The following is a 26,484-nucleotide window of genomic DNA, read 5'->3' as shown; positions in this document are numbered from 1 at the left end:
AGGCTGAGCCGATAGTAGCGGGCGTTCGCCAAGAATTAAAGCTGCGTTAATCAAGTCTATGATTTTGGTAAAAATGAAAATTGATGCACGAAATCAAGGGGTTGAATCGCAGATGACATCACTCTGTCTCGTTTGTTAGCGCAAAGTGACGAAAAAAGTTTCCGTTGATGTGTATCGCAGTATGTCGACGTGAATTGCGCGGTATCCAATTCGTCGAAAAGCGCTCTGCGTGTATCACGAACGCGCATACGCAACGGGCGCCTTTCGGCGCCCGGGAGAAGTCACTGCAGGAAGACCCAGGAGGTGGGGTCAGAGATCCTGTTCGTAACGCACATACGGCACGGTGCCGTCGTCATTGCTTTCATTGCGCGGGGAGAACGGATTCTTGCCGCGGCTGATCACGTTCTCGGCGCCAACGGTAAGTTGGCCAGACCACGGGGTACGCCAGGTCAGGCCGATGCCCAGGCCCTCCCACTTGCCGGGCTTGCCCGGCACGTCGATCACGCGGCCGATGATGCTGCCGGTGAAATTGCCGTACCCGGCGCCGATGCTCAGGCTCTTGCTGTCCCAGCGGTCGACGATGGACGGTGCGGCGTCGGCCAGCGGCACCAGGCGCGCCTTGGCGTAGGTACCGGCAATCGAGACAAAACCCTCGCGGCCGATGTTCTTCTGCGCGAATACGGTCAGGTCGTTCTGCTCGGCGCGCAGCGAGGGGGTCTTGTTCGGGCCGGACAGCCACGCCGGCAGCGTTTCACGGCCGGTGCCGGCGGTGATGCCGAGACGGCTGCTGCCGCGGTTCAGCGCGGCGGTACCGGTGAAGCGGCGGCTGTTGAGGTCGTCGTCGTCACCCAGGCTGGCCAGCATGCAGTGACTGGCCAGGCCGCTCATGCTGGTCCCGCTGCTGCTGTTGCAGAGCAGGCCCAGCGAATCGCCGGAGGACAGGCCGAAGGCCGCATCCAGCGAGTTGCGGCCGAAGTGCCAGCGGGCGCCGGCGGCCTGTTCACCGGTGGGCTCCAGGTACAGCAGGGCCTCGACCTTGCCGCTGCCCTTGTTCCATACCGGCAGCACGGTCCGGGTGTCCTTGCTCTGCGCGTGCACGCCCGTGATCGCGCCAAGGGCGATCAGCAGGGCCAGCGGTAGACGCAGGAAGGTACGCATCGGACCAGTTCAGACAGGGACGGACAACGGAAGTTCCCGCGGAGACGGGAACTTGATCCTAGGGTGTTTATGAATTCTTAACAAGCCTTGATCCCCCCAGATGCAAGACAAGCCGTTTACTGAAGCCGTTCAGGCGCCGGTACAGTCCCCTCGGCACCGTGGAACAGTATGCCGAACTCCGTCAAAGGAAAGTGATACTCCCGCCCGCAGAATTCGCAACGGACCTCGACGGCGCCGGTGTCCGCGGCTGCGGCACGGGCCTCGTCCTCGCCCAGCGACTGCAGCATCGACGCGACCCGCTCGCGGGAACAGGAGCAGGCGAAGGACAGCGGCTTGCCGCCCATCAGTTCCGGCTTCTCTTCGTGGAACAGGCGATGCAGCAGCTGCTCGGCCGGGGTCGCCAGCAGCTCGGCCTTGCCCAGGGTCTCGAACAGGGCGCTGGCACGCGCCCAGCCGTCCTCGTCACCCTCGTCGCCCGGCAGCTTCTGCAGCAGCAGGCCGGCGGCGCCGTTGCGGTCGGCGGCCAGCAGCAGGCGGGTCGGCAGCTGTTCGGACTGGCGGAAGTAGTCCTCGAAGGCCTCGTCCAGCTCCGGTGCGGTCAGCGCGACCAGGCTCTGGTAGCGCTGCGGCTCGCGCGGGTCCAGGCCCGGGTTCTCGATGGTGATCGCGAGCAGGGCGTCATCACCCAGGCTGGACAGGTCGCGCGGCGCATCGGTGCCCTCGCTGAGCTGGGCGATGCCGCGCAGGGTACCGGCGGCGGTGCACTCGGCAAACAGGGTGCGCAGCGCGGTGCTGCTGCGCAGCTGGATCGAGAGGCGGCCATCGATCTTGGTGTGGCCGGTGAACAGCGCCGAGGCCACGCAGGCCTCGCCGAGCAGTTCGGCGGCGGTATCCGGGTACTCGGCGTGGGACAGGATCTCCTGCCAGGTCGCCTGCAGGCGCACGTGGACGCCACGGACGCCAGCGTCGGGAAGCAGGAAGCGGATCAGGGAATCGGGGTTGGCGGTCATCGGCTCACATCGCGCGTAAACGAGGGCGGTTGCCGGATAATGCGCCGACAACCGGATAGAAGAAGGATGCACCAGTAATGGGGGCAGGGGGAGAGCAGCACAAGGTGGAGGCCATCGCGGAAGTCCCGCGGCGCAGGCGCTGGCGCTGGAAACGGCTGCTCTGGCTGCCGCTGCTGCTGGCCGCTTTCAGCTGCCTGCAGGTACTGGTGCTGCGGTTCATCGACCCGCCGGTATCCACGGTCATGCTGTGGCGCTATGGCGAGGCATTGGGGGAGGCCGACTGGTCCTATCGCCTGCACTACCAGTGGCGCGACCTGGACCAGATGGCAGCGAGCCTGCCGATCTCGTTGGTGGCCGCGGAGGACCAGCGCTTCCCCGACCACAACGGCTTCGACCTGCAGGCAATCGAGAAGGCCCGCGACCACAATGCCAAGGGCGGGCGCCTGCGGGGGGCCAGCACGATCAGCCAGCAGGTCGCCAAGAATCTGTTCCTCTGGCAGGGCCGCAGCTGGGTACGCAAAGGCCTGGAAGTCTGGTACACGGTGCTGATCGAAGCACTGTGGCCGAAGGAGCGCATCCTGGAGATGTACGCCAACATCGCCGAGTTCGGCGATGGCGTGTATGGCGCGCAGGCAGCGGCGCAGACGTTCTGGGGCAAGGATGCGTCCCGGTTGAGTCCGGCCGAGAGTGCACGGCTGGCGGCGGTGTTGCCGGCACCGCGGCGCTACAACGCGGCAAAGCCCGGGCCGTACGTGCAGCGGCGCGCGGCATGGATCCAGCGCCAGGCTCGGCAGCTGGGCGGCGCGGCGTACCTGTCGGAAGACTGAGGACACCTGCCATCGGGGCGGCAGGCCGTGCACCTGCAGGCGACGTACAATCCGGGCATGAACCGCGAACGCCTTACTGTCGTCATCGCCGCCTACAACGAGGAGCAGGCGCTGCCGTGCCTGCATCCCCGCCTGTGTGCGGTGCTGGACGGAATGCCCGACATCGATGGCCACATCCTGTATGTGGACGATGGCAGCCACGACGGTACCTGGCAGGTGATCGCAGGATTGGCGCAGGACGACGCGCGCGTATCGGCGTTGAAGCTGTCGCGCAATTTCGGCAAGGAGGCCGCGCTGACTGCCGGCCTGGATCTGGTGCGCGACGGCGCGGCGATGATCCTGGATGCCGATGGCCAGGACCCGCCGGAACTGGTGCCGCAGTTCGTTGCGCGCTGGCGCGAGGGCCATGACAACGTCTATGGCACGCGCATGGCCCGCGATGGCGAAGCCTGGATCAAGCGCGCCACGGCGGCGGCGTTCTATCGGGTGATCGGTCGCCTGTCACGCACGCCGATCCCTGCCGACACCGGTGATTTCCGTCTGTTGTCGCCACGCGCGCTGAGTGCGCTGCGCGAGATGCGTGAACGCCACCGCTTCATGAAGGGCCTTTTCAGCTGGGTCGGATTCAAGCGTATTGCTGTGCCCTACCACCGTCACGCGCGGGTGGCCGGCTCCAGCAAGTTCAGCCTGTGGCGGCTGTGGAACTTCGCGCTGGAGGGCATCACCGGGTTCTCGACCGTTCCCCTGCGGGCGGCGACCTACATGGGCCTGGCAACGGCGGCGGTGGCCTTTGTATTCGGCGTGTGGGTGATTGCCAAGGCGGCCCTGTACGGTGACCGCGTGGCGGGTTGGCCGACGATGATGGCGGTGATCCTGTTCCTGGGCGGGGTGCAGTTGATCGCGCTGGGCCTGATCGGCGAGTACCTGGGACGGCTGTACGAGGAATCCAAGCAGCGCCCGTTGTACCTGGTTGACGCGTGGCTAGCATCCGCCGTGGCAGACTCGGCCCTGCAACCCACCCTCGGAGGGCAGGCAGATGACCACGGTACGGCAACTGTTGGACGGCAAGTCTCCTGAAGTACATGCGGTCGCGCCGGATGCGGCGGTGATCGATGCGATCCGGTTGATGGCGGAAAAGGGCATTGGCGCGGTGCTGGTGATGGACGGTCCGCGGCTGGTCGGGATCCTTTCGGAGCGCGACTACGCGCGCAAGATCGTGCTGCGTGATCGTTCGTCGCGGGATACGGCGGTGGCCGAGATCATGACGGCGAAGGTGGTGACGGTCTCGCCGGGCGAGCAGGTGGAGCACTGCCTGCAGCTGGTGACCGACTACCGCATCCGCCACCTGCCGGTGGTGGAGGGGGCACAGGTGCTGGGGGTGATTTCCATCGGCGACCTGGTGAAGTCGGTGATCGATGCGCAGCGGCGCGAGCTGGATCAGCTGCAGCAGTACATCGTGGCAGGGTGAGTTGTTCGCTGGCGGGCCTGCGGCCCGCCGGCCCGCTTTTCGAAGCTCAAAGCCAAAGCCAAAGCCAAAGCAGCGCCTTCCTGCTACGTCGGAGGGCGGAGGGCATGGCCGTGCAGGACACGCCGTAAACCCATCCATGGGGGCTCGATGGCGCCATCCATGGCGCCAACGGTCCTGCACGCCCATGCCCTCTGCCTCTGGATACATTGCCGCGAGCGTGGTGAGATTCGCCGCAGACGATCTGCTTTTGGTAGCTGCCAACCTTGGTTGGCAACAGCTTTTGAATTTGCTTTTTTCTTCTGACTTTGAATTTCCGCTCTCGTTCCGCGCGCAGGAACCTGTCCGGAGCCGAAGCAAGGCGGCAGGCAGGACCGTGAGGCGCATGGATGCGCCGACCGAGCCTACAGGGACGTATTTACGGCGTGTCCTGCCTGTCGCCTTGCTCCGGCTCTACGCGCGGGAAAAGAGGCGCCGCGAACAACGCTGTAAACCTACTTCGCATACTGCCCGCCGCAGTCGGCATCCTTCCCCGGCCCCAGTTCGATGGTCGCCAGCAACGCCGCCGGCGGGGCAATGCTGCCCAGTGCCAGGGCCACCGCGCCACGAATCCCCAATGCCTTGAAGTCCGGGCGGAACGAGGGATCCTTGAAGGTGCCGGAGATGTGCAGCGGCGAGCGCAGTACCAGGATGCTCTTGTCCTTCGGGCGCGGTTTCAGCAGCAGGTCCAGGGTCTCGTCGCGCAGGCTGACCGTGCCTTCGCCGATGAGGATCGTATCGGTAGTGTCCACCGCCAGCGCCTGGCTGGTCATCAGGCCGTCGCGCACGCCGAAGTCGGCGAAGGCGCAGCGCAGGGGAATCTGTTTGTCGCCGGTCACCAGGAATTTCAGCGATTCGGTGATGTCCAGCCCTGCCAGTTCCATCACCAGGTTGCCGACATGGCCGCGGCCCATCGCCAGGCCGACCTTGCCACTGCTGCTGCCGAGCATCGCGGCGATCGAGTTGCCGCGGCCGCTCAGGTCCACCTCGCCGCCGATGCCGCCCTTGGCCTGCTCGGCCAGTTTCGCGTCCGGAAACAGCTGGCCGAGCTGCACGCCGCGCACGCTGGCCTTCAGGGCGGTGCTGATCTGCGGACGGCGCGCGTCCATGCGGATCGTGCTGCGGATATCGCCTCCGGCCACGCCGAAGTTCAGCGGGTCCAGCCGCAGTACGCCGTCATCCAGCAACAGGTGCGCATCCATGTCATCCAATGGCAGCGATGGCGCGTTGATGCGGTGGGCTTTCCAGCGCACGTCGGCATCCATCGCGCGCAGCTTGCCGAGGTTGTAGGGCGTGTCGGGCAGCACGCGTGCGCGGGCGGCAACCCGTGCGGCCTCGGCCTTCTGTTCGGCGTTGGCGGTTTCGCCGCGGCCGGTTTTCGGTGGGGCACCGACGAAGCCGGCAAGGTCATCGAAGTCCAGGCGCTTGGATTCCAGCGTGGCGGTCAGCCGCGGCCGCGCACCGCCCACTTCGAACTGCAGATTGCCACCGAGGTCGCTGTCGCCGACCTTGCCGGTGAAGGCGTCGTAGCGCCAGACGTTGTGGTCACGCTTGAGCCGGCCGTTCAACGCATAGGGTGGCGACGGCGGAATGGCAATGCCGAGCAGCGGATAGAGGTCGGCGAGGTCCTGGCCGCTGAGCGCAAACTGCAGATCGAACACGCGCAGCTGGAAGGGATTGGTCAGCGTGCCACTGGCTACCGCGTGGGTGGCGCCTGCTCGGCCATCGAGATGGATGCGGAACGGATGGTCGCTGTCGGTCAGCTCCAGCGGTGATTCCGTGCCGCCACGCAGGGTGAACGGATTGCCCTGCCAGTGTCCCTTGCCCTGTACCAGCAGCGGTGGCGCCGCATCGGCCTGTTTCGGCTGGGCGCTGCGCACGTTCACGCGGATATCGGTACGGCCGAGCGCGTCGAGGAACTGCAGGCGACCGTCATCGATGCGCAACCGTTTGAGCTGCGGGCTGGTCCCACCGGCGCTGCCACCGAGGAAATTCCAATTGCCCGGGTCGCCCTTGCGCGGCGCTGTTTCCAGCAGCACGTCCGGCCGGGTCAGGCGTACTTCGGGCAGCTGCACGCTGCCGCGCAGCAGCGGCCACACCCGCACGTCGATCTCGACGCGGTCTGCGGTGGCCATATCGGGTTGCTTCGCCCAGCTGGCATTTGCGAAGGTGATCGCATCGGCGCGGATCGTACTGGTGCGGCCGAGGTCGACATCAAGGTTCCCGATGTGCAGCGCACGGCCGGTGCGTGCCTGCACCGCGCGCTCAACCGGCCCCTTGAACCAGTTCCAGTCCCACAGCGCGATCAGCAGCAGGAGTGACGCCAGCAGGAAGATCAGGATCGTGAGCCAGCGCCGGCCTCGTGGGCCGGGGCGGCGGAGGCGCCAGCGGGTCGTGCGCTTTGCGTCAGGGGAGGCGGCAGCATTCACGCCGCCATGGTTGCCCCCTCTTCGTGGACAGGGCGCGAAGCGTCCATGTGCGTGGTGTGCACACGCCGCGTTCGAACGCTGGTTTACAGCACCTGCATGGTGACCGCGACGAAGTGGCAGACGCTGCCACCGATCACGAACAGGTGCCAGATCGCATGCGAATACGGGATCGATTCACGGTGGTAGAAGTAGGTCCCCAGCGTGTACGACAGGCCACCGGCGAACAGCCAGGTGAGGGTGCCGCCGTCGATCGAAACCCACATCGGCTTGATCGCCACGACCACCAGCCAGCCCATGGCGATGTAGATCACCGTTGAGAGCACCTTGAAGCGGCCGGTGTAGAACAGCTTGAACACCACGCCGCCCAGCGCCAGCGCCCAGATCGCGGTGAACAGGCCCCAGCCCCACGGACCACGCAGGCCGATCAGGGTGAACGGGGTATAGGTGCCCGCGATCAGCACGTAGATCGCGCAGTGGTCGAACACCTTCAAGCGGCCCTTGGCGACCGGATGCTGGATGGCGTGATACAGGGTGGAGGCGGTGTACAGCAGCAACAGCGCGATACCGAATACGATCGCACTGGCCAGCTGCCAGCCGTCGCCGTAGATCGCAGCCAGGGTGATCAGCACCGCGCTGGCGGCCAGGGCGAACACCGCGCCCAGGCCATGGGTCAGGGCGCTGGCGATTTCTTCACGGATCGAAGCAATGGACGTCGTGGACATGGGCATGGGCATCGTTCACGGGGAGGGGGACCCGCGTCCCCCTATCATCGCCGCGATGGCCGCCGTGTGCACGCCCGTCACCGTATGGTGGGTGAATCCCTGCGTTGCGCCGATGAATCCGTGAGCGGCAGATCCACGCCATGCGTGGATGAACCAGCCGCGACGGCCGGGGGCAGAGCCCTTTCCTTGCGGAAAGGGATCCGGCCCGCTGGCATCAGCCCACCGAAACCGTATGCGCCGCTTCGCGGGTGGCCGAGAAGCGCACGTCCGGCGAGCGTTCCTGCGCCAGCTGCAGGTTGACCCGGGTCGGTGCCAGGTAGACCAGGTGGCCGGCTGCATCCAGCGCCAGGTTCAGCGCATTCTTCTCGCGGAACTCTTCCAGCTTCTTCTCGTTGCTGCAGTGGACCCAACGCGCAGTGGTCACGCTGACCGGCTCGAACGTGGCTTCCACGCCGTACTCGTCCTTCAGGCGGTAGGCGGCCACGTCGAACTGCAGCACGCCGACCGCACCCAGGATCAGGTCGTTGCTGGTCAGCGGGCGGAAGAACTGGGTCGCACCTTCTTCGGACAGCTGGGCCAGGCCCTTCTGCAGCTGCTTGAGCTTGAGCGGATCGCGCAGGCGTGCGCGGCGGAACAGTTCCGGCGCGAAGTTGGGGATGCCGGTGAAGGTGACCGCTTCGCCTTCGGTGAAGGTATCGCCGATGGAAATGGTGCCGTGGTTGTGGATGCCGATCACATCACCCGGCCACGCCTCGGCTGCGATCTCGCGGTCGCTGGCCATGAAGGTCAGCGCGTTGGCCAGCTTCATTTCCTTGCCGGTGCGCACGTGGAAGGTCTTCATGCCGGCGCTGAAGCGGCCCGAGCAGACCCGCATGAACGCCACGCGGTCACGGTGCTGCGGGTCCATGTTGGCCTGGATCTTGAAAACGAAGCCGGTCAGCTTGTTCTCTTCCGGGGCGATCTCGCGGCCGGTGGTGGAACGCGCCTGCGGCGACGGGGCATGTTCGACGAAGAAGTCCAGCAGCGGCTGCACGCCGAAATTGTTCACGCCCGAGCCGAAGAACACCGGGGTCTGCTTGCCGGCGCGGTAGGCGTCCAGGTCGAACGGATGGCTGGCGCCCTGCACCAGTTCCAGTTCGTCGCGCAGGTCGGCCAGCATCTGTGCACCGATCTTCTCGGCCAGGCCGGGCGCATCGATGGACGGGAAGATGGTCGAGTCCTGGCGGGTGAAGTTGCGGCCCGGTTCGTACAGGTGCACTTCGCCGGTCAGCAGGTGGACCACGCCCTTCAGGCGCTGGCCCATGCCGATCGGCCAGGTCACCGGCGCGCACTGGATGCCCAGCACGGTTTCCACTTCATCCAGCAGCTCGATCGGGTCCTTGCCCTCGCGGTCGAGCTTGTTGATGAAGGTCATGATCGGGGTGTCGCGCAGGCGGCAGACTTCCATCAGCTTGATGGTGCGCTCTTCCACGCCCTTGGCCACGTCGATGACCATCAGCGCCGAGTCCACCGCGGTCAGCACGCGGTAGGTGTCCTCGCCGAAGTCGGCGTGGCCGGGGGTGTCGAGCAGGTTGACGATCTTGCCTTCGTACGGGAACTGCATCACCGAGGAGGTGACGGAGATGCCGCGCTCCTTTTCCAGCGCCATCCAGTCGGAGGTGGCGTGGCGGGCGGCCTTGCGGCCCTTGACCGAACCGGCCATCTGGATCGCGCCTCCGAACAGCAGCAGCTTTTCGGTCAGCGTGGTCTTGCCGGCGTCAGGGTGGGAGATGATGGCGAAGGTGCGGCGACGCGACGCTTCGTTGGCGACTTCGGACATGGCAGTGGCGCCCGCCCGGGGCGCTTTTCAAAGAGATAAGCGCCCGATTATACCGGCCGGGGCCGTTCAGCGCCCGATGCCGCCCTCGACCTCGTCCTGGCGGGCGAACTGCAGTTGGCCCTGTTCGGCGAAGATGCGTGCCGGCACCGAGCGCAGGCCCATGCCGCGGTTGACCTGCACCACGAAGTGCAGGTGCGGCGCGCTGCTGAAGCCGCTGTTGCCGGACAGGCCGAGCGGCTGCCCGGCCCCCACCGCCTGGCCGCGACGCACGCGCATGCCGCCGGCCTGCAGGTGGCCGTACAGCGCCATGCTGCCGTCGCTGTGCAGCACACGGATGAAGTTGGCGCGGGCACCATCACGTTCGCGGTCCTGGCCGTTGCCACGGAAGCCATCCTGGATCTGCATCACCGTGCCCTCGCGCGCGGCCAGCACCAGGGTGCCCTCCGGCAGCGCGAAGTCGACCGCGTCGCGGTTTTCCTCGTCATCGTGGCTGAATCGGCCCTGTGGCGCCTGGTCCACGCGTGGGCGGGTCGTATCGAACGGCAGGCGGTAGGCGACATCCTCGGCCTGTGCGGCCGGATTGCCGGGCACCGACTGCAGGCGCAGGTCCAGGGGGCGGCCGTTGGACGGGGCGGGCAGGTGGCCGACCACCAGGCTGCTGTCGCCCTGGATCAGCGACTGCACCGGCAGGCCTTCGACCGGGCGTCCGGGCGCGGCGCGCAGTTCGACCTGCAGCGGACCGGCCAGTGCGTTGTCGACCCGGGCCTGCCAGTGCTCGCCGAGCGGCTGCAGGCGCAGCTGGGCCATCGGCGCAGCGCTCTGCGCGGTCTCGCCACGGGAGGGCGGAGCGGCCGGGGCGGCCTTGGGCACCAGTCCCCAGCCCTGGCGCCAGTCACCGGCGCTGGCCGTCGTGCTCGCCAGCAGGGACATCAGCAGGCAGGTCAGGGGCAGGCGCAGCATCAGTGGTTCCAGAGGGTAGGGACCGCCGGGACTGTAGCCGATCCTGAACAGGACGACCGCGACCGCCTTCGCATAGTCGCGTTGAAAATATTCATCGCTTTATCCGCATGAAGGGATTGACAGTGTCGGAAAGGGCTGGCATCGTGGCTCCACCATCGAGACCGGCAGAGGGACAGGCCCTTTGAAGCCGGGGCAGCCCGCGGATGCGAAAGCGTCTGCGTAGGTGCCAAATCCTGCGGGGACCGTGGCGTCCACCGAAAGATGGTTCGAACCATGCACCACACGTGCATCTCGAACGCGGGCCCCGCGAAGGCTCGATGGCCGATTCCCCAACCGGATCCCGCCATGAGCTTCGCCGCCAGTACCGCGCTTCGCCCCGAACCCTTTGTCCCCGTCAGCGTGCCGGTCGAAGACCGCGTGCATGCCGAGCGCGGTGAGTTCGCCGCGGTGCTGTCGATGCGTCACGCCGGCCCCAGCCCGGTGCGCCTGCGCTATGAGTGGGTCGGCCCGGCCAATGCGCCGGTGGTGGTGCTGGCCGGTGGCATTTCCGCCCATCGCCACGTGGCGTCCAATGCACAGTTCAGCGAGAAGGGCTGGGCCGAAGACCTGGTCGGCAGCGGGCGCGCGCTGGATCCGCAGCAGCTGCGTGTACTGGCCTTCGACTTCATCGGCGCCGACGGTGCACTGGATGTGCCGATCGATACCGCCGACCAGGCCGATGCACTGGCGCTGCTGCTGGACCATCTCGGCATCCGCACGCTGAAGGCGTTCGTGGGCTACTCCTACGGGGCGCTGGTCGGCCAGCAGTTCGCGATCCGCCACCGTGCACGCGTGCGCCAGTTGGTGCTGGCCAGTGGCGCGCATCGCCCGCATCCGTATGCCGCCGCCTGGCGCGCATTGCAGCGCCGCGCGGTCGCGTTGGGCCAGCTGCAGTGCGGCGAAGACCACGGTCTGGCGTTGGCCCGGCAGTTCGCCATGCTCAGCTACCGCACCCCGGAAGAGTTCGGCGAGCGCTTCGATGCCGCGCCGGAAGTGATCAATGGCCGCGTGCGCGTGGCCGCCGAAGACTATCTCGACGCTGCCGGTGCGCAGTACGTCGCGCGCACGCCGGTGACTGCTTACCTGCGCCTGTCCGAATCGATCGACCTGCACCGCGTCGACCCCACCGCGATCCTGCCGCCGACCGTGGTGGTGGCCGTGGAGGGCGACCGCCTGGTGCCGCTGGCCGACCTGGTCGGCCTGGTCGAAGGGCTGGGCCCGCGCGGCAGCCTGCGCGTGCTGCGCTCGCCCTATGGCCACGATGCCTTCCTCAAAGAAACCGATCGCATCGACGCGATCCTCGCCACCGCCTTCCGCACCTCTGGAGAGTCCGCATGAGCCTGCACGCCAACGAGCCGTCCTGTAGTCGCACCACTGCCGCCGTCCGTGCCGGCATCGATCGGGACACCGCACATGGCGCGGTCACGCCGCCGATCGTGCTGTCGTCGAACTTCAGCTTTGAAGGTTTCGGCAACAAGCGCCAATACGACTACACGCGCAGTGGCAACCCGACCCGCGACCTGCTGGGTGAAGCGCTGACCGAACTGGAAGGTGGCGCCGGCGGCGTCATCACCGCCACCGGCATGGGCGCGATCAACCTGGTGTTGAACGCGCTGCTGCAGCCGGGCGACACCCTGGTGGTTCCGCACGATGCGTACGGCGGCAGCTGGCGCCTGTTCAACGCGTTGGCGAAGAAGGGCCACTTCGAGCTGGTCACCGCCGACCTGACCGATCCGCGCGCGCTGGCGCAGGCGCTGGCCACGCAGCCGAAGCTGGTGCTGGTGGAAACCCCGTCCAACCCGCTGCTGCGCATCACCGACCTGCGCTTCGTCATCGAGGCCGCGCACAAGGCCGGTGCGCTCGTGGTGGTCGACAACACCTTCCTGTCGCCGGCGCTGCAGCAGCCGCTGTCGTTCGGTGCGGACCTGGTGCTGCATTCCACCACCAAGTACATCAATGGCCACAGTGATGTGGTGGGTGGTGCGGTGGTCGCGCGCGATCCGGCACTGCATGAGCAGCTGGTGTGGTGGGGCAACGCACTGGGCCTGACCGGTTCGCCGTTCGATGCCTTCCTGACCCTGCGCGGCCTGCGCACGCTGGATGCGCGCCTGCGCGTGCATCAGGAAAACACTGCTTCGATCGTTGCCCTGCTGGACCAGCATCCGGCAGTCGGCGCGGTGTACTACCCGGGCCTGGCCGATCACCCGGGCCACGCCATCGCCGCGCGCCAGCAGAATGGCTTCGGCGCGATGCTGTCGTTCGAACTGGCGCACTGCGCCGGCGATGATCCGCATGCGGCGGTGCGTGCGTTCGTCGATGGCCTGCGCTGTTTCACCCTGGCCGAATCGCTGGGTGGCGTCGAGAGCCTGATCGCGCACCCGGCCACCATGACCCATGCAGCGATGACCGCCGAAGCGCGCGCGGCCGCCGGCATCAGCGAGGGCCTGCTGCGCCTGTCGGTCGGCATCGAGGCCGAGCGTGACCTGCTGGCTGATCTCGGCGCAGCGCTGCAGCGCGCCGAAGCCGTGATCGATGCGGCTGCGCGCCGCAAACAGGTGGTGGATGCATGAGCGCGCTCGCCGCTGACATTCCTGCGCTGGGCGTGGGACGCCTGGCGCTGCTCGGCACCGGCACGGTGGGCTCTGCCTTCGTGCAGCGCTACCAGGCGTTGCAGGCACGCGGGTTGGAACTGCCCAGCGTGCAGTGGCTGGCCAATTCGCGCACCGCACTGGCGATCGACCGTGATCTGGCGTTGCCGCTGGAGCTGGCACGACGCGCACCGCGTGACGGTCTCAGCTCACCGCCATGGGCGAGCGCCGAAGGGCTGGAACGGGGTGACGTGGTGGTCGATGCCACTGCCAGCGAAGATGTGGCCGCACGTCACGTGCAGTGGCTGGCGCGTGGGGTGCACGTGGTCACCGCCAACAAGCTGGGCCGCGGTGCGCAGCTGGCACGTGCCACGGCCATCGCCGAGAGCTGCGCAGACAGTGGCGCACGCTATGGCGACAGCGCCACCGTCGGTGCCGGCCTGCCGTTGCTGAGCAGCCTGCGCGCGCTGGTAGCCGGTGGCGACCACATCCACGCCATCGAGGGCGTGCTGTCCGGCTCGCTGGCGTGGCTGTTCCATCGCTATGACGGCCAATCGCCGTTCTCGGCGGCGGTGCGCGAGGCGCTGGCGGCCGGTTATACCGAACCGGACCCGCGTCTGGATCTGTCCGGCGAGGACGTGCGCCGCAAGCTGCTGATCCTGGCGCGCAGCAGCGGGCTGGCGCTGGATGCTTCGCAGGTGCAGGTGGATTCACTGGTGCCTGAAGCGCTGGCAGCGCTGCCGCTGGAGGATGCGGTGGCTGCGCTTGAGCAGCTGGATGCGCCGCTGCAGGCGCGCTGGCAGCAGGCACGCGACAATGGTCGTGTGCTGCGTTTCGTCGGCCGCGTTGATGGCGAGGGTGCGCAGGTAGGCCTGCGCGAGTTGCCGGCCGATCACCCCTTGGCGCAGGGTGCAGGCACCGACAACCGCGTGGCCATCCACAGTGATCGCTACCGCCGCCAGCCGTTGCTGATCCAGGGGCCGGGCGCGGGTGCGGAAGTCACTGCGGCCGCGTTGCTGGATGACGTGCTGCGGATCGTGGGTTGATGTCCGTGCTGCTGCGCTCGCCGGGCCATGCCCGGCGGGCCCGCAATCTCAACGCGACCTCAACGCCTTCAACAATGCCGCATTGAACTGCTTCGGGTCCTGCACCTGCGGCGAATGGCCCAGTTCGGCGAACTCGACCAGCGTCGCGCCCGGAATGGCCGCCGCCGCTGCTCTGCCCAGCACCGGATAATTGCCCAGCGTCGCCTTCACCGCAGGCGGCGCCAGGTCACGGCCGATCGCGGTGCGGTCCTTCTGGCCGATGAACAACGTGGTCGGCACCTGCAGATTCTTCAGTTCGTAGACCACCGGCTGGTTGAACACCATGTCCGATGCCAGTGCCTGGCTCCATGCAACGACCTGCTTGCCCGGGCCTTCATACATGCCCGACTGCATCCGCGCCCACGTTTCATACGCCGGCTTCCACTTGCCGTCGTAGTACACGTCCAGCTGGTAGCGGCGGATGCTGTCATAGCTGATGTTCATTTCGCCGGCGTACCACGTGTCGACGCTGCGCCAGGGAACACCCAGCGCCTTCCAGTCTTCCAGCCCGATTGGATTGACCAGTGACAGGCTGCGCAGGTCCTGCGGGAACATCAGCGCGTAGCGCACCGCCAGCATGCCGCCCATCGAATGACCGACCAGGTGCACCGGTACATCCCCCAGTTGCAGTTGTTGCAGCAGGGCATGGGTGTTGGCGGCCAGCTGCGCGAACGAATACTGGTAGCGTTCGGGCTTGCTGGATTTGCAGAAGCCCACCTGGTCCGGGGCGATGACCCGGTAGCCGGCGTTCAGCAGCGGTGCGATGGTCTGTTGCCAGGTGGCTGCGCAGAAATTCTTGCCGTGCAGCAGTACCACCACACCGATGGCGCGGCGCTTGGGCAGGACATCCAGATAGGCCATCTCCACAGGCTGCCGCTGTGATTCCAGCGCGAACGTTTTGACTGGATAGCCGTAGTCGAAACCCTCCAGCCGCGGCCCGTAAGTGGGCGCGGCCAGCGCGGACAGCGGCAGGCAGGCAAGCAGGGCAGCAGCGATCACGCGCATGGGGCCAATCCGGGGTAGGGGAGCCCCGAGCCTAACCGGAACGCGGTGACGGTGTCGTCCGATGTTGAGCCGGGCTCATGCCCGGCTGCAGGGTAGAGCCAGGCCATGCCTGGCTGCGGCCATCAGCACTCGATGACGTTCACCGCCAGGCCACCGCGGCTGGTTTCCTTGTACTTGTCCTGCATGTCGCGGCCGGTATCGCGCATGGTCTTGATCACCTTGTCCAGCGACACCTTGTGCTTGCCGTCGCCGCGCATCGCCATGCGCGAGGCATTGATCGCCTTCACCGCACCCATCGCATTGCGCTCGATGCACGGGATCTGCACCAGGCCGCCGATCGGGTCGCAGGTCAGGCCCAGGTTGTGTTCCATGCCGATTTCCGCAGCATTCTCGATCTGGCTCGGGTTGCCGCCCAGCGCCGCGACCAGGCCGCCGGCCGCCATCGAGCAGGCCACGCCCACTTCGCCCTGGCAGCCCACTTCGGCACCGGAAATCGAAGCGTTTTCCTTGTACAGGATGCCGATCGCCGCCGAGGTCAGCAGGAAGTCGAACACACGCTGCTCGTTGGCGCCCGGGCAGAAACGGTCGAAGTAATGCAGCACGGCGGGCAGCACGCCGGCCGCACCGTTGGTCGGCGCGGTCACCACGCGACCACCGGCGGCGTTTTCTTCGTTCACCGCCAGTGCGTACAGGTTGACCCAGTCCAGCGTGGTCAGCGGATCGCGCATCGCCGCTTCCGGCTTCGACGACAGCTCGCGGTACAGCGCCGGTGCACGACGGCCGACCTTCAGGCCACCCGGCAGCACGCCTTCCTCGCGGATGCCGCGCGCGACGCACGACTGCATCGCGCTCCAGATCTCGCGCAGGTTGGCGCGGATCTCGTCTTCGCTGCGCCAGCACTTCTCGTTCTCGAACATCAACTGGGCAATGCTCAGGCCGCTGCGTGCGGTCTGCGCCAGCAGCTCGTCGCCGCTCTTGAACGGGTAGGGCAGCGGGGTCTCGTCGGGCACGATGCGGTCATCGGCCGCGTCGTCCTGGTTGACCACGAAGCCGCCACCGACCGAGTAGTAATCGCGGGTGGCGATCACTTCGTCGTCGGCGTTGTACGCGGTGAAGCGCATGCCGTTGGTGTGGTACGGCAGCTTCTGGCGCTTGTTCATGCCGAGGTCGCGCTTCTCGTCGAAGGCGATCTCGTGCTGGCCCATCAGCTGGATGCGCTTGCTGCTGCGGATGCGCTCCAGCGTGGCCGGGATGATGTCCGGGTCGATCAGGTTCGGCCGCTGCCCTTCCAGGCCGAGCAGGATCGCCTTGTCGGTACCATGGCCGCGGCCGGTCAGCGCCAGCGAGCCATAGACATCGGCGCGGATGCGCGCGACCTCGTGCAGGCGGCCCGGGTCGAGCAGCCAGCGGTGGATGAATCGCTCGGCGGCCTTCATCGGCCCGACGGTGTGCGAGGAGCTCGGGCCAATGCCGATCTTGAAAACGTCGAACGTGCTGACAGCCATGGTTGCCGTACTGCGGGTACCGGAAGAGACCGCTATTCTAGCGGTTCACGCCGCACTTCAATGGCTGCGGCGCAGCATTTCCACCAAGGGGACCCTGCCGGTGTTGACTCTGTTCCAGCGTGACGACTGCCACCTGTGCGACATGGCGCTGGCCGAGCTGGCCAAGGCCCGGGCGCCGGAATTCGAATCGGTGTTCCTGGATGACCAGCCAGCGCTGGAATCGCGCTACGGCGCGCGGGTGCCGGTGCTGCGCGACGAGCGCGGCGACCGTGAGCTGGACTGGCCGTTCGACGCGGCTGCGGTTCAAGCCTGGCTGGCCGTCGAACGGTAGTGCCGGCCGCTGGCCGGCACTACCGGAGATGATGGCCGGGGCGGTGCCCCGGCCCGTTGATCATTTCGCGTCGAACTTCACGATCGTGCTGATCGCGGTTTCGTCCGGGATGGTCTTGGTGTCGGCCCAGTCACCGCTGCCGACGCCGAAGTCCAGGCGCTTGACGGTGGCCTTGCCGGTCAACACCGGCTGGGTGCCCGGCTTCCAGGTGAAGGTAAGGGTGACCGGCTTGCTGACGCCGCGCAGCTCCAGCGTGCCGTCGGCGGCGAACTGGTCGTTGCCCACCGCACGGAAGCCCTTGGCGGTGTAACGCGCAGTGGCGAACTTGCCGACGTTGAAGAAGTCGGCGGTCTGCAGGGTCGAGTCGCGGTCGCTGTTGCCGCTCTTGGCACCGGCCAGCGGAATCACCACGTCCAGCGAACCGGCGGCCGGGTTGGCCGGGTCGAAGCTGAGCTTGGTGGCAAAGCCCGGGAAGCTGCCGGTGAACACTTCGCCGTCGTACTTGGTGGCGAACACCAGGATCGAGCCGGCGCCGGGGGCCTGCGCGTAGTCCGCGGCGAGCGCCGGGGCGGTGGCCAGCATGCCGGCCAGGGCGGCGGCCACGGCGGCCGGAGTGGTCAGTTTCAGGTTCATCGGTCAGTCCTTCTGAGGGGAGGCGAGCCAGCCGCGCGGCAACATGCGGGACAGCGTTGCATCGCGCTGGAACAGGTGGTGGTAGAAGGCAGCGCCGGCATGGGCCAGCACCACCGCGATCAACAGCCAGAAGCCGTATTCGTGGATGGCGTGGGACACCGCGACGACCTGCGGATCCGGGCCACTCAGCTTGGGCACATCAACCAGGCCGAACCAGCGGAACGGGCGCAGGCCACTGGCCGAGTCGTACAGCCAGCCCGACAGCGGGATGGCGAACATCAGCACATACAACAGCACGTGGGTGGCGCTGGCGATGCGCTCCTGCCAGCTGGGCACGCCCGGCACCGGCTTGGGGGCGCCGGCGTACAGGCGCCAGCCGAGGCGGAACAGCACCAGCGCCAGTACGGTGATGCCGATCGACTTGTGTGCGGTGTAGACCCAGAAGTACTTGGGCGTCTTGGGCAGTTCGCCCATGGTCAGGCCGACCACGCCCAGGGCGAGGATCAGCAGTGCGATCAACCAATGCAGGATCTGGCTGACACTCCCCCAGGCGGCGGGGGTGTTCTTGGCGGTCATGAAAGGTCCTCTAGCGGGCCGTCTTGGGGTCGGAGTGCGGAACGGGAGCGGGAGTTCCCGGGGCGTCGCTGCGGTCGAGGGTGGCTTCAGCCTCGATCCTCAGCTGTACTGCATCACCGATGACGCCCGGCCAGGCGGTGATGCCGAACGCGCGCCGGCTCAGCGTGGTGCTGGCGGAAAAACCGGCGGTGCGTCGGAACGGGGGAAGGGGGTAGCGCTTGATGGCGTTGAGGGTCACGTCCAGGGTGACTTCCTGGCTGACGCCGCGCAGGGTCAGGGTACCGATCACGTGCGCACGCTTGGCATCGATCGGTTCGACCCGGCTGGAGACGAAATGTGCCTTCGGGAAACGCTCGCCATCCAGAAGGCTGCGGGCCAGCGTGGCCTGGTTCCATTTGGCATCACCAAGGTCCAATCGCGACACGGGGACCTCGACATCCAGTGTGGCCTCGCGCCAGTTGTCGGGATCGAACTGCAGGCGGCCCTCACTGCCGGAGACCGTACCCATCGCCTGCGAGTAACCCGCGTGGTCGATGGTGAACAGCACACGCGTATGCACCGGATCGAGGCGATAGGTATCTGCATCCGCCCAGGCGGGGGCGGTGGCGAGCAGCATCGGCAGCAGGGCCAGGCAGGGACGCATCGATGGCGTGCTCCGGAAGGGGGACGTTGCGATCATACGCACAGCCCCCCGCCAACGTTGCGTGCATGGCTGCAACAGTTCGTGGTGGGTCCACCGGTGGAAACAGGCTGTTGCAGCCATGAACCCGGCCCTGTGTGACAATCGGGACAGGACAGGGGGTTCAGGATGACGAGCGGTTGGCGCCTGTGGTGCCGAGGCATGGCGGGAATGGGGCTGCTGCTGATGGCGTTCGCCACGGCGGCCACGGCCCTCGACATGGCGGAAACACCGCGCCTGCGCCGTTTCGGTGCAGCTGAAGGCATGCCCTCGCGCATGGTGCTGGCGCTGGCCGAGGACCGCCAGGGCCATATCTGGGCGGCCACCGATGGTGGCCTGGTGCGCTATGACGGCGGCAACCTGCGGGTCTGGGAACATGATCCGGAGCAGCCGGGCTCGCTGCCCGGCAACGAGATCGAGACCCTGCTGGTCGATCCCCTGGACCGCGTCTGGGTCGGCATCAATGGCAAGGGCGTGGCCCGGCTGGATGCCGACCGCGAACGCTTCAAGACCTTCGATGCGGTCAACGGCCCCTGCATGAGCCAGTTCTGGACGCTGGCCTACGCCGAGGATGCACTGTGGATCGGCACCAGTGGCCATGGCGTCTGCCGTTTCGGTGAAGACGGCAGCCTGCGCTTCTTCGAGCATGATCCGGCCCGTCCTGGCGGGTTGCCCAGCAATACCATCTACAGCAGCCTTGTCGACGCGCAGGGGCGACTGTGGATCGGCACCGAGGCGGGCATTGCGCGCTGGAACGGGACTGGATTCGAGGCTGTCGCGCCGCGCGAACTGGGGGCGCTGAGTGTATTGCGGCTGAGCCGCGACCCCGATGGCTCGATCTGGGCCGGCAGCCAGAATGACGGCCTCTACCGTATCGACGCGCAGGACCGGGTCAGCCGTCCGCGCTGGGCCGACAGTGCACACCTGCGTTCGGCACTGGTGCTGGCCGATCGCCAGGGCGGTTACTGGGCGGGCACCTCCGATGGCCTGTTGCGTGGAGATGCCAGCATGCTGCGGCGGCTCGACGGCGACCGCGGCAGTGGCTTCCTCACTGCCCAGAGCGGTGTGCTTGATCTGATGCAGGACCATGAGGGCGGATTGTGGGTGGCGCTGCTGACCCAGGGCCTGGCCTACCTGCCGCCGGACTGGCGCCGGTTTTCGATCTGGAACCAGCTTGACGGCAAGCCGCTGGACAGCCAGTACCTGCTGAGTGCAGCCAGTGATGGCCGGAATTACTACGTCGGCTCAGCGCATGGCGTGTACCAGCTGGACGCGCAGGGAGTACTGAAGTTGCTGGCCAGCGATCGCGAGATCGGCAGCGGGGCGGTGTGGTCGGTGCTGCCGCGGCCGGACGGGCGCCTGTGGCTGGGGCGTGCCGGCCGCATCAGCGTGTACGACCCGGCCACCCGCGCGCTGCACGATTGGCATATCGATGGGGGAGCCGATCTGCGCCAGCGCATCGATCTGATGCGGCAGGCCCCCGATGGCACGGTCTGGCTGTCGGTGATGAACCTGGGCCTGCAGCAGCGCAGCGCCGATGGCCGCGTGCTGCGTAGTTATCCGCTGGAGGATCTCCGCAAGACCGCCGATTCACCGGTCGAGCAGATCCGCTTTGATGCCCAGGGCAAGGCCTGGGTGATGGGCGACATGGGGATCTGGCGTGAACAGGCCGGGCGCTTCGAAGCGGTGCCGGGCGTTTCGCGCGGGTTGATCTACGATCTGGTGTGGGTGGATCCACAGCAGCTGTGGCTGGCCCGGCAGGGGGCTTTGGAACGCTACCAATGGGATGGCATGAGCCTGCGCCTGATCCAGCGCATCGATGGCAGTGCTGGCGTACCCTCGGTCAGCATGGGAGGACTGGCGCTGGCCGAAGACGGCCGCCTGTGGGCGACCACGCCACGTGGCCTGCTGCGGTGGGACCCGAAGACGCGCCGCCTGCAGCAGTTCAACGAACGCGATGGCCTGCCCGACGCCGAGTTCACCAGCAGGCCGCCGGCGGTGAATGCCGATGGTCGCGTGCTCGCGGTGGCCCAGACCGGCCTGGTCGTGTTCGATGTGAATGCTGCCGATGCGGTGCTGCCGCCGTCGTCGCTGGTGATCGCCGAGGTCCGCGTGCGGCGTGATGATTCCCGCGGCTGGCAACCGCTGCCGACCACCGGCACGCTGTTGCTGGGGCCGGATGATCGTGATCTGCAGATCGATGCGCGACTGCTTTCCTATGCCAATCCGCAGGGCAACCGTTACCGCTTCCGGGTGCAGGGCTACGACCAGAACTGGGTGGAGCAGGGCGGTGACGGCCAGCGCACGCTGTCGCGGCTGCCGACCGGCAGCTACGTCATTGAAGTCCAGGCGGCAACGGCCAGTGGCACGTGGACGCCTTCACAGCGGTTGCAGGTGAAGGTGCTGCCGCCCTGGTGGCGCAGCGGCATGGCGATCTTCGGCTACCTGCTGATCGGCTCGCTGCTGCTGCTTATCCTGGTGTGGTCGATCCGTGCGCGCCTGCGCCGCCGCCAGCAATGGCAGTTGACCGTGCACAAGCAGCAACTGGCAGAGCAGGCCTCCCAGGCCAAGAGCCGGTTCCTGGCCACGCTGGGCCATGAGGTGCGCACGCCGATGACCGGTGTGCTCGGCATGAGCGAGTTGTTGCTGGCCACCCCGCTGGATGCGGTGCAGCGCAGCTATGCAGGCTCGATCCAGCAGGCTGGCAGCCACCTGCTGCGGCTGGTCAATGACGCACTGGATCTGGCCCGCATCGAGGCCGGCCGGCTGGAGCTCGACCTGCGCCCGTTCGATCTGGCTGGCCTGCTCGACCAGGTGCAGGCGTTGATGGAGCCGATGGCGAAGCAGCGCAACCTGGGGTTCCAGCGTGGGGGCGATCCGCTGGGGCCGATCAGCGTCAGCGGCGACGAGATGCGCGTGCGGCAGATCCTGCTCAACCTGCTGGGCAATGCAATCAAGTTCACCGAGCGCGGGCACGTCGGCCTGGCCGTGCGCCTGGAAGAGAACGGTGGCGGACTCTGCTTCGAAGTGCATGACACCGGCCCGGGCATCAACGCCGAACAGCAGGACCGCCTGTTCCATCGCTTCGAACAGGCGGACGGCCCGCGCACCGCGTCGCGCTATGGCGGCAGCGGGTTGGGCCTGGCGATCTGCCAGGAGCTGGCCGTGGCCATGAACGGACGCATCGAAGTGGACAGCCAGCCGGGCAAGGGCGCGCGATTCCGGGTGTGGTTGCCGCTGCCCTGGATCCGGCAGGCCGCCAATGCGCCGGGCGAGTCGCCGGTGCTGCCGGTGCTGCCGCCGCTGCGCATCCTGCTGGTGGAAGATGACGCGACCGTGGCCGAGGTCATCGCCGGCCTGCTGCGTGGCCGTGGTCACGACGTGGTGCACGTGCTGCATGGCCTGGGCGCGCTTTCGGAGATTGCCACCGATGGTTTTGACGTGGGCCTGCTCGATCTCGATCTGCCCGCGCTGGACGGCACCGCCATCGCTCGCCAGCTGCGCACCATGGGCTATGAACTCCCCCTGGTGGCGGTCACCGCGCGCTCCGATGCCTACGCCGAGACCCAGGTCCTGGCGGCTGGGTTCGATGGCTTCCTGCGCAAGCCGGTGACCGGTGACATGCTGGTGACTGCCATTGCCCAGGCGCGCGCAAAACGACAAACCGCCCTTTGAATGCGCCAGCGCCGGGCGTGAACGGCGCGACTTTCGGTTTACCATGCCGACGCCCGTAGTGCGGGAATCATCAGAAGCAGCGTGAGGAGGCAATCGGTGGTGTATCTGCGGGCGGCGATGCTGCTGCTGGTCCTCCTGTGCTGCCTGTCGCCCGCTGCGGCGCAGCCGGTGCCACCGAGCCCGCGTCAGGTGACGGTGTTCGACGGCTTGCCGTCCAATACCGTGAACCGCATGGCCGAGGATCGTTACGGTTACCTCTGGATCGCCACCAACGACGGTCTGGCCCGCTACGATGGGCGCAACTACCGGATCTGGCGTTCGGAAGACGGCCTGCGCGACAACCGCATCTGGACGGTGCTGGTCGATGCCCGCAACCAGCTCTGGATCGGCACCGAGAACGCCGGTCTGGTACGGATGTCGGCCGATCGTCGCCAGCTGCATTTCTACGACCGCAGCAGCCAGCCGTTGATGGGCACCAACACGGTCTGGAGCCTGGCCACCACGCCGGATGGTTCAGTCTGGTTCGGCACCCACGAAGGTGGTCTGTACCGCCTGGACAACCAGGACCGGCTGCAGCGCTTCCTGCCCGAAGCGAACAACCCACGCAGTCTGCCGGCCGCATCGGTGCCCTATCTGGCAACCCTGGCCGATGGCAGCCTGTGGATCGGCACCAAGCATGGCGTCGCGCGCTGGACCGGCACGGACTTTGAACGGGTTGGTGCCGGCATTGTTCCCAGCCTGCTGATCAATGGCCTGACGGCCGAGCCCGATGGCAGCCTCTGGATCAGCACGATGGCCGGTGCCATCGTGCGTCGTCCCGATGGTCGTTTCGAGGCACCGTCCTGGAAGCTGCCCGAAGGCGAACAGGTGCTGGGCATGATGCTGCGCGACGAGCAGGGCGGGCACTGGCTGGACACCCGCACCGGCCTTGGCCGCGCGGTCGATGGCCAGTACCAGGCCGTGCCGCTGTACAGCGCGGTGGCGCGTGGCCCGGTACGCCCGAACTGGACCGGCGCCTACGAGGATCGCGAGGGGGGCATCTGGCTGGCCAGCACCAACGCTGGCCTGTGGCACCTGCTGCCGCGCTGGTGGCAGTTCTCGGTGCTGTCGCGGCTGGAGGACGACCCGCGCTCGCTGCGCAATGCCTTCGTGCTGGGTACCAGCCCGTCCAGCAACGGCGGCATCTGGACGGTCGGCAGCCACGGCGCGCTGGACCGCTTCGATCCGAAGACCGGCCGCATCGAACAGCACCGCACCTGGGTCAACGGCATGCACTGGCTGACCTCGGTGCGCGAGGATCGTCGCGGCCAGGTCTGGATCGGCTCCAACGACGCGCTGCTGCGCTACGACCCGAAGCGGCGTGATCTGCGCCGCTGGGGCCGGGATGCCGGCGCCGACGCGACCATGGAAGGGGTCATCGAATCGATGATGACCTGTGATGGTGACAGCCTCTGGCTGATGCTGCCGTCGGGTCTTCAGCAGCGCGATCTGGATGGGCGCCTGCGGCGCCAGCTGGACAATGGCCAGCGCGGATTGCAGCAGGGCCAGCTCAATCTCGATGTGGAATGCGGGCCGCAGGACCATATCTGGCTGGCCAGCAGCCGAGGCCTGCTGCAGTGGCTGCCGGAAAGCGAGCGCTTCCAGCCGGTGCCGGGCGCACCGGCGACCGCGATCCATGCACTGCACGTGGGCAGCGATGGCCAGGTCTGGCTGTCCGAGGATGGCCGCCTGTCGCGCTACCGCTGGAGCCAGGGCCGGCTGGAGCGGCAGGCCGTGATCGGTGCCGAGCAGGGCTACCCGGCGATCTCCGCTTCGGGGCTGGTGGTCGATGCACAGGGGGTGGCGTGGGCAACCAGCGCGCGTGGCCTGGTGCGCATCGGCGCCGATGGCCAGAGCGTGCGCCTGTATGGCGTGCATGACGGCCTGCCGAGCCAGGAATTCCGCGAGCACACGCTGGTGATGTCGGGAGACGGCCATCTGGTGGCGGGTACGCCGGCCGGTGTGGTGGTGTTCGACCCGGAGCAGGTGCGGCCCTCGATGCGGCGTGCGCCGCTGGTGATCGAGCGGGTGGAGGTGCGCCGCAACGAGCAGGTGCTGGACCTCACCCACGACACGCCGTTGCAGATCGCCGATGGCGACCGCGATCTGCGCATCGTCGCGCGCCTGTTGTCGTTCGCCGATTCTGCGTCCAATACCTATCGTTACCGATTGGCCGGCTATGACCCGGACTGGGTGGAAGTGGGACCGGCCGGTGAGCGCCTGTTCTCGCGGCTGGCACCGGGCAGCTATCGGCTGGAAGTGCAGGCGCGGTCGGCCGACCATGTCTGGTCACGGGTGCAGAGCCTGGAATTCCGCGTGCAGCCACCGTGGTGGCGCAGCCTGTCCGGCCTGCTGGTGCTGGCCTCGTTCGCGCTGCTGCTGACCAGCTGGTTCGCCTGGCTGTACCGTCGCCGCCTGCAGCGTCGCCACGCCTATCAGCTGGCGCTGCACAAGCAGGAGCTGGCCGAACAGGCGTCGGCGGCCAAGACCCGCTTCCTGGCCAACCTTGGTCATGAGATCCGCACGCCGATGACCGGTGTGCTCGGCATGAGCGAGCTGCTGCTGTCCTCACCGCTGGATCCGCAGCAGCGCGGCTATACGCAATCAATCCGCCACGCCGGCGAGCACCTGCTGCATCTGGTCAATGATGCGCTGGACCTGGCGCGGATCGAATCGGGCCGTCTGGAGTTGCAGTCCAAGCCGTTCGCGCTGAGCTGCCTGCTGCAGGACCTGGCGGCGCTGATGGGCCCGTTGGCTGCACAGAAGGGCCTGCGCTTCACCCTCGACAACCAGTTGCCGCCCGGCCTGCAGGCCACCGGCGATGCGATGCGGGTACGGCAGATCCTGCTGAACCTGCTCTCGAATGCGGTCAAGTTCACCAGCCGCGGCACCATCACCCTGCACGCGCGCAGCGACGCCGAGCTGCGATCTCTGCATTTCGAAGTGCGCGACACCGGCCCCGGCATCAGCCAGGAGCAACAGCAACGCCTGTTCCGCCGCTTCGAGCAGGCCGATGGTGCACGTACCGCGGCGCAGTACGGCGGCAGTGGCCTGGGCCTGGCGATCTGCCGCGAACTGGCGCACGCGATGCAGGGGCGGATCCAGGTGGAGAGCCAGCTCGGTCGCGGCACCTGCTTCGGCGTGACGTTGCCGTTGCCGATGGTGGTCGATGCCGATGCCGAAGCAGATGGTGAAACGCACCGCGAGGACGCGGCCAACATGCCGCCATTGCGGGTACTGCTGGTGGAGGACGACGCGACTGTGGCCGATGTGGTGCGCGGGCTGCTGAGTGCGCGCGGGCACGAGGTGGTACATGCGGGCCATGCGCTGGCGGCACTGCGTGAGATCAGTGCCGGTGATTTCGACGTCGGCCTGCTGGATCTCGACCTGCCGGGCCTGAGCGGCTTCGAGCTGGCCCAGCATCTGCGCAACCAGGGCTACATGCTGCCGCTGCTGGCGGTGACCGCGCGTACCGACCCGGACCTGCAGCAGCAGGTGGAGGCGGCCGGCATCGGTGGCTTCCTGCGCAAGCCGGTGACCGGGGAACTGCTGGTGGAAGCGATCGCCCGGGTGATGGGAAGGTAGGTTCGGCAGGGCCTGCGGCCCTGGTACACGCCATCGCATGCGCGCTGTCGCTCCCACGCTTCGCTGCGCGAAACGCGGGCCCCTCTTACCAGCGCCCATACCCCCGCCGCTTCGCGGCCGCCCCCTGACTCAGGGGGCTCTCCTCCAGACCCGTCGCGGTCTCCAGTAGATCCACGCCATGCGTGGACGAATCTCTGTCAGATATCAAAATGGATCTGACCCCATGTACATTTCGATATCTGACCGATGTGTCGACCAAGGTCGACACCCACCAACAGCAGCGCCCATCTGTCAGAGGTGGGGCGGTGTCGGATT

General features: G+C 67.2%; 20 protein-coding genes and 1 riboswitch. Of the genes, 9 read left to right on the top strand and 11 right to left on the bottom strand.

Annotated elements, in window-relative coordinates:
• Nucleotides 1-309: 309 nt before the first annotated feature.
• Complete coding sequence (locus tag ACZK5G_RS17105) at nucleotides 310-1,158, bottom strand: XOO1806 family protein (protein ID WP_049420960.1); 849 nt, start codon at nucleotides 1,156-1,158, stop codon at nucleotides 310-312.
• A gap of 116 nt (nucleotides 1,159-1,274) precedes the next feature.
• Nucleotides 1,275-2,168: an Hsp33 family molecular chaperone HslO gene (gene hslO, locus ACZK5G_RS17100; protein ID WP_071228203.1), complete on the bottom strand. Its 894-nt coding sequence runs from the start codon at nucleotides 2,166-2,168 to the stop codon at nucleotides 1,275-1,277.
• Nucleotides 2,169-2,245: 77 nt separating this feature from the next.
• Here hslO and mtgA point away from each other — a divergent pair, with 77 nt between their 5' ends.
• Genes mtgA through ACZK5G_RS17085 form a run of 3 tightly spaced genes read left to right on the top strand, consistent with a single transcriptional unit; the run spans nucleotide 2,246 to nucleotide 4,463 of the window.
• Complete coding sequence (mtgA, locus tag ACZK5G_RS17095) at nucleotides 2,246-2,995, top strand: monofunctional biosynthetic peptidoglycan transglycosylase (RefSeq protein ID WP_121504651.1); 750 nt, start codon at nucleotides 2,246-2,248, stop codon at nucleotides 2,993-2,995.
• A 57-nt stretch (nucleotides 2,996-3,052) separates the two neighbouring features.
• Nucleotides 3,053-4,072, top strand: a complete 1,020-nt coding sequence (locus ACZK5G_RS17090) for a glycosyltransferase family 2 protein (RefSeq protein ID WP_032130071.1) — start codon at nucleotides 3,053-3,055, stop codon at nucleotides 4,070-4,072.
• Complete coding sequence (locus tag ACZK5G_RS17085; protein ID WP_019336409.1) at nucleotides 4,032-4,463, top strand: CBS domain-containing protein; 432 nt, start codon at nucleotides 4,032-4,034, stop codon at nucleotides 4,461-4,463. Before ACZK5G_RS17090 ends, ACZK5G_RS17085 begins: the two co-directional genes overlap by 41 nt.
• Before the next feature lie 491 nt (nucleotides 4,464-4,954).
• On the opposite strand, the gene ACZK5G_RS17080 is transcribed toward ACZK5G_RS17085, so the two are convergent.
• From ACZK5G_RS17080 to ACZK5G_RS17065, 4 genes are all read right to left on the bottom strand, one after another.
• The gene (locus ACZK5G_RS17080) at nucleotides 4,955-6,928 is read right to left on the bottom strand and encodes an AsmA family protein (protein WP_478464170.1); all 1,974 of its coding nucleotides are present in this window, start codon (nucleotides 6,926-6,928) and stop codon (nucleotides 4,955-4,957) included.
• An 83-nt stretch (nucleotides 6,929-7,011) separates the two neighbouring features.
• Nucleotides 7,012-7,650: a PAQR family membrane homeostasis protein TrhA gene (gene trhA, locus ACZK5G_RS17075; protein ID WP_478464168.1), complete on the bottom strand. Its 639-nt coding sequence runs from the start codon at nucleotides 7,648-7,650 to the stop codon at nucleotides 7,012-7,014.
• A gap of 214 nt (nucleotides 7,651-7,864) precedes the next feature.
• Entirely contained in the window at nucleotides 7,865-9,469 is a 1,605-nt protein-coding gene (locus tag ACZK5G_RS17070) for a peptide chain release factor 3 (RefSeq protein WP_014038155.1), read from the bottom strand.
• A 66-nt stretch (nucleotides 9,470-9,535) separates the two neighbouring features.
• Nucleotides 9,536-10,429, bottom strand: coding sequence for a M23 family metallopeptidase (locus tag ACZK5G_RS17065; RefSeq protein ID WP_478464167.1), 894 nt, complete (start codon nucleotides 10,427-10,429; stop codon nucleotides 9,536-9,538).
• A gap of 149 nt (nucleotides 10,430-10,578) precedes the next feature.
• A riboswitch (SAM riboswitch) is annotated at nucleotides 10,579-10,697 on the top strand.
• Nucleotides 10,698-10,774: 77 nt separating this feature from the next.
• On the opposite strand from ACZK5G_RS17065, the gene metX reads away from it, so the two are divergent.
• Genes metX through ACZK5G_RS17050 form a run of 3 tightly spaced genes read left to right on the top strand, consistent with a single transcriptional unit; the run spans nucleotide 10,775 to nucleotide 14,102 of the window.
• Nucleotides 10,775-11,806, top strand: coding sequence for a homoserine O-succinyltransferase MetX (gene metX, locus ACZK5G_RS17060; RefSeq protein ID WP_049401407.1), 1,032 nt, complete (start codon nucleotides 10,775-10,777; stop codon nucleotides 11,804-11,806).
• A complete protein-coding gene (locus ACZK5G_RS17055) occupies nucleotides 11,803-13,038 on the top strand; it encodes an O-succinylhomoserine (thiol)-lyase (protein WP_478464165.1) in 1,236 nt (411 codons plus the stop codon). Before metX ends, ACZK5G_RS17055 begins: the two co-directional genes overlap by 4 nt.
• On the top strand, nucleotides 13,035-14,102 hold the full coding sequence (locus ACZK5G_RS17050) for a homoserine dehydrogenase family protein (RefSeq protein WP_032127793.1): 1,068 nt from the start codon (nucleotides 13,035-13,037) through the stop codon (nucleotides 14,100-14,102). Before ACZK5G_RS17055 ends, ACZK5G_RS17050 begins: the two co-directional genes overlap by 4 nt.
• 48 nt (nucleotides 14,103-14,150) lie before the next feature.
• Here the strand turns inward: ACZK5G_RS17050 and ACZK5G_RS17045 are convergent, their stop codons facing one another.
• Both ACZK5G_RS17045 and ACZK5G_RS17040 read right to left on the bottom strand, forming a co-directional pair.
• On the bottom strand, nucleotides 14,151-15,146 hold the full coding sequence (locus ACZK5G_RS17045; protein ID WP_478464162.1) for an alpha/beta fold hydrolase: 996 nt from the start codon (nucleotides 15,144-15,146) through the stop codon (nucleotides 14,151-14,153).
• A gap of 122 nt (nucleotides 15,147-15,268) precedes the next feature.
• Complete coding sequence (locus tag ACZK5G_RS17040) at nucleotides 15,269-16,651, bottom strand: L-serine ammonia-lyase (protein ID WP_049456519.1); 1,383 nt, start codon at nucleotides 16,649-16,651, stop codon at nucleotides 15,269-15,271.
• 100 nt (nucleotides 16,652-16,751) lie between these two features.
• Between ACZK5G_RS17040 and ACZK5G_RS17035 the strand changes: the two genes are divergently transcribed.
• Entirely contained in the window at nucleotides 16,752-16,982 is a 231-nt protein-coding gene (locus ACZK5G_RS17035; RefSeq protein WP_032127830.1) for a glutaredoxin family protein, read from the top strand.
• 60 nt (nucleotides 16,983-17,042) lie between these two features.
• Here the strand turns inward: ACZK5G_RS17035 and ACZK5G_RS17030 are convergent, their stop codons facing one another.
• The 3 genes from ACZK5G_RS17030 to ACZK5G_RS17020 are packed head-to-tail and all read right to left on the bottom strand — an operon-like array spanning nucleotide 17,043 to nucleotide 18,834.
• Nucleotides 17,043-17,615, bottom strand: coding sequence for a YceI family protein (locus ACZK5G_RS17030; protein ID WP_010482754.1), 573 nt, complete (start codon nucleotides 17,613-17,615; stop codon nucleotides 17,043-17,045).
• Between the two features lie 3 nt (nucleotides 17,616-17,618).
• Nucleotides 17,619-18,191, bottom strand: coding sequence for a cytochrome b (locus tag ACZK5G_RS17025; protein ID WP_005410672.1), 573 nt, complete (start codon nucleotides 18,189-18,191; stop codon nucleotides 17,619-17,621).
• 10 nt (nucleotides 18,192-18,201) lie between these two features.
• Entirely contained in the window at nucleotides 18,202-18,834 is a 633-nt protein-coding gene (locus ACZK5G_RS17020) for a YceI family protein (RefSeq protein ID WP_032127796.1), read from the bottom strand.
• 165 nt (nucleotides 18,835-18,999) lie between these two features.
• On the opposite strand from ACZK5G_RS17020, the gene ACZK5G_RS17015 reads away from it, so the two are divergent.
• Both ACZK5G_RS17015 and ACZK5G_RS17010 read left to right on the top strand, forming a co-directional pair.
• Entirely contained in the window at nucleotides 19,000-22,545 is a 3,546-nt protein-coding gene (locus tag ACZK5G_RS17015) for a hybrid sensor histidine kinase/response regulator (RefSeq protein WP_478464160.1), read from the top strand.
• A gap of 96 nt (nucleotides 22,546-22,641) precedes the next feature.
• Nucleotides 22,642-26,169 (top strand): hybrid sensor histidine kinase/response regulator, encoded by a 3,528-nt coding sequence (locus tag ACZK5G_RS17010; RefSeq protein WP_107431908.1) that lies wholly within the window; start codon nucleotides 22,642-22,644, stop codon nucleotides 26,167-26,169.
• The last annotated feature ends 315 nt before the right edge of the window (nucleotides 26,170-26,484 follow it).

The sequence above is a fragment of the Stenotrophomonas sp. 62841_Sma genome, from assembly GCF_056482945.1.
The sequence above is the reverse complement of the archived record's forward strand: the minus strand, read 5'-3'. Positions and strand labels throughout refer to the sequence as shown.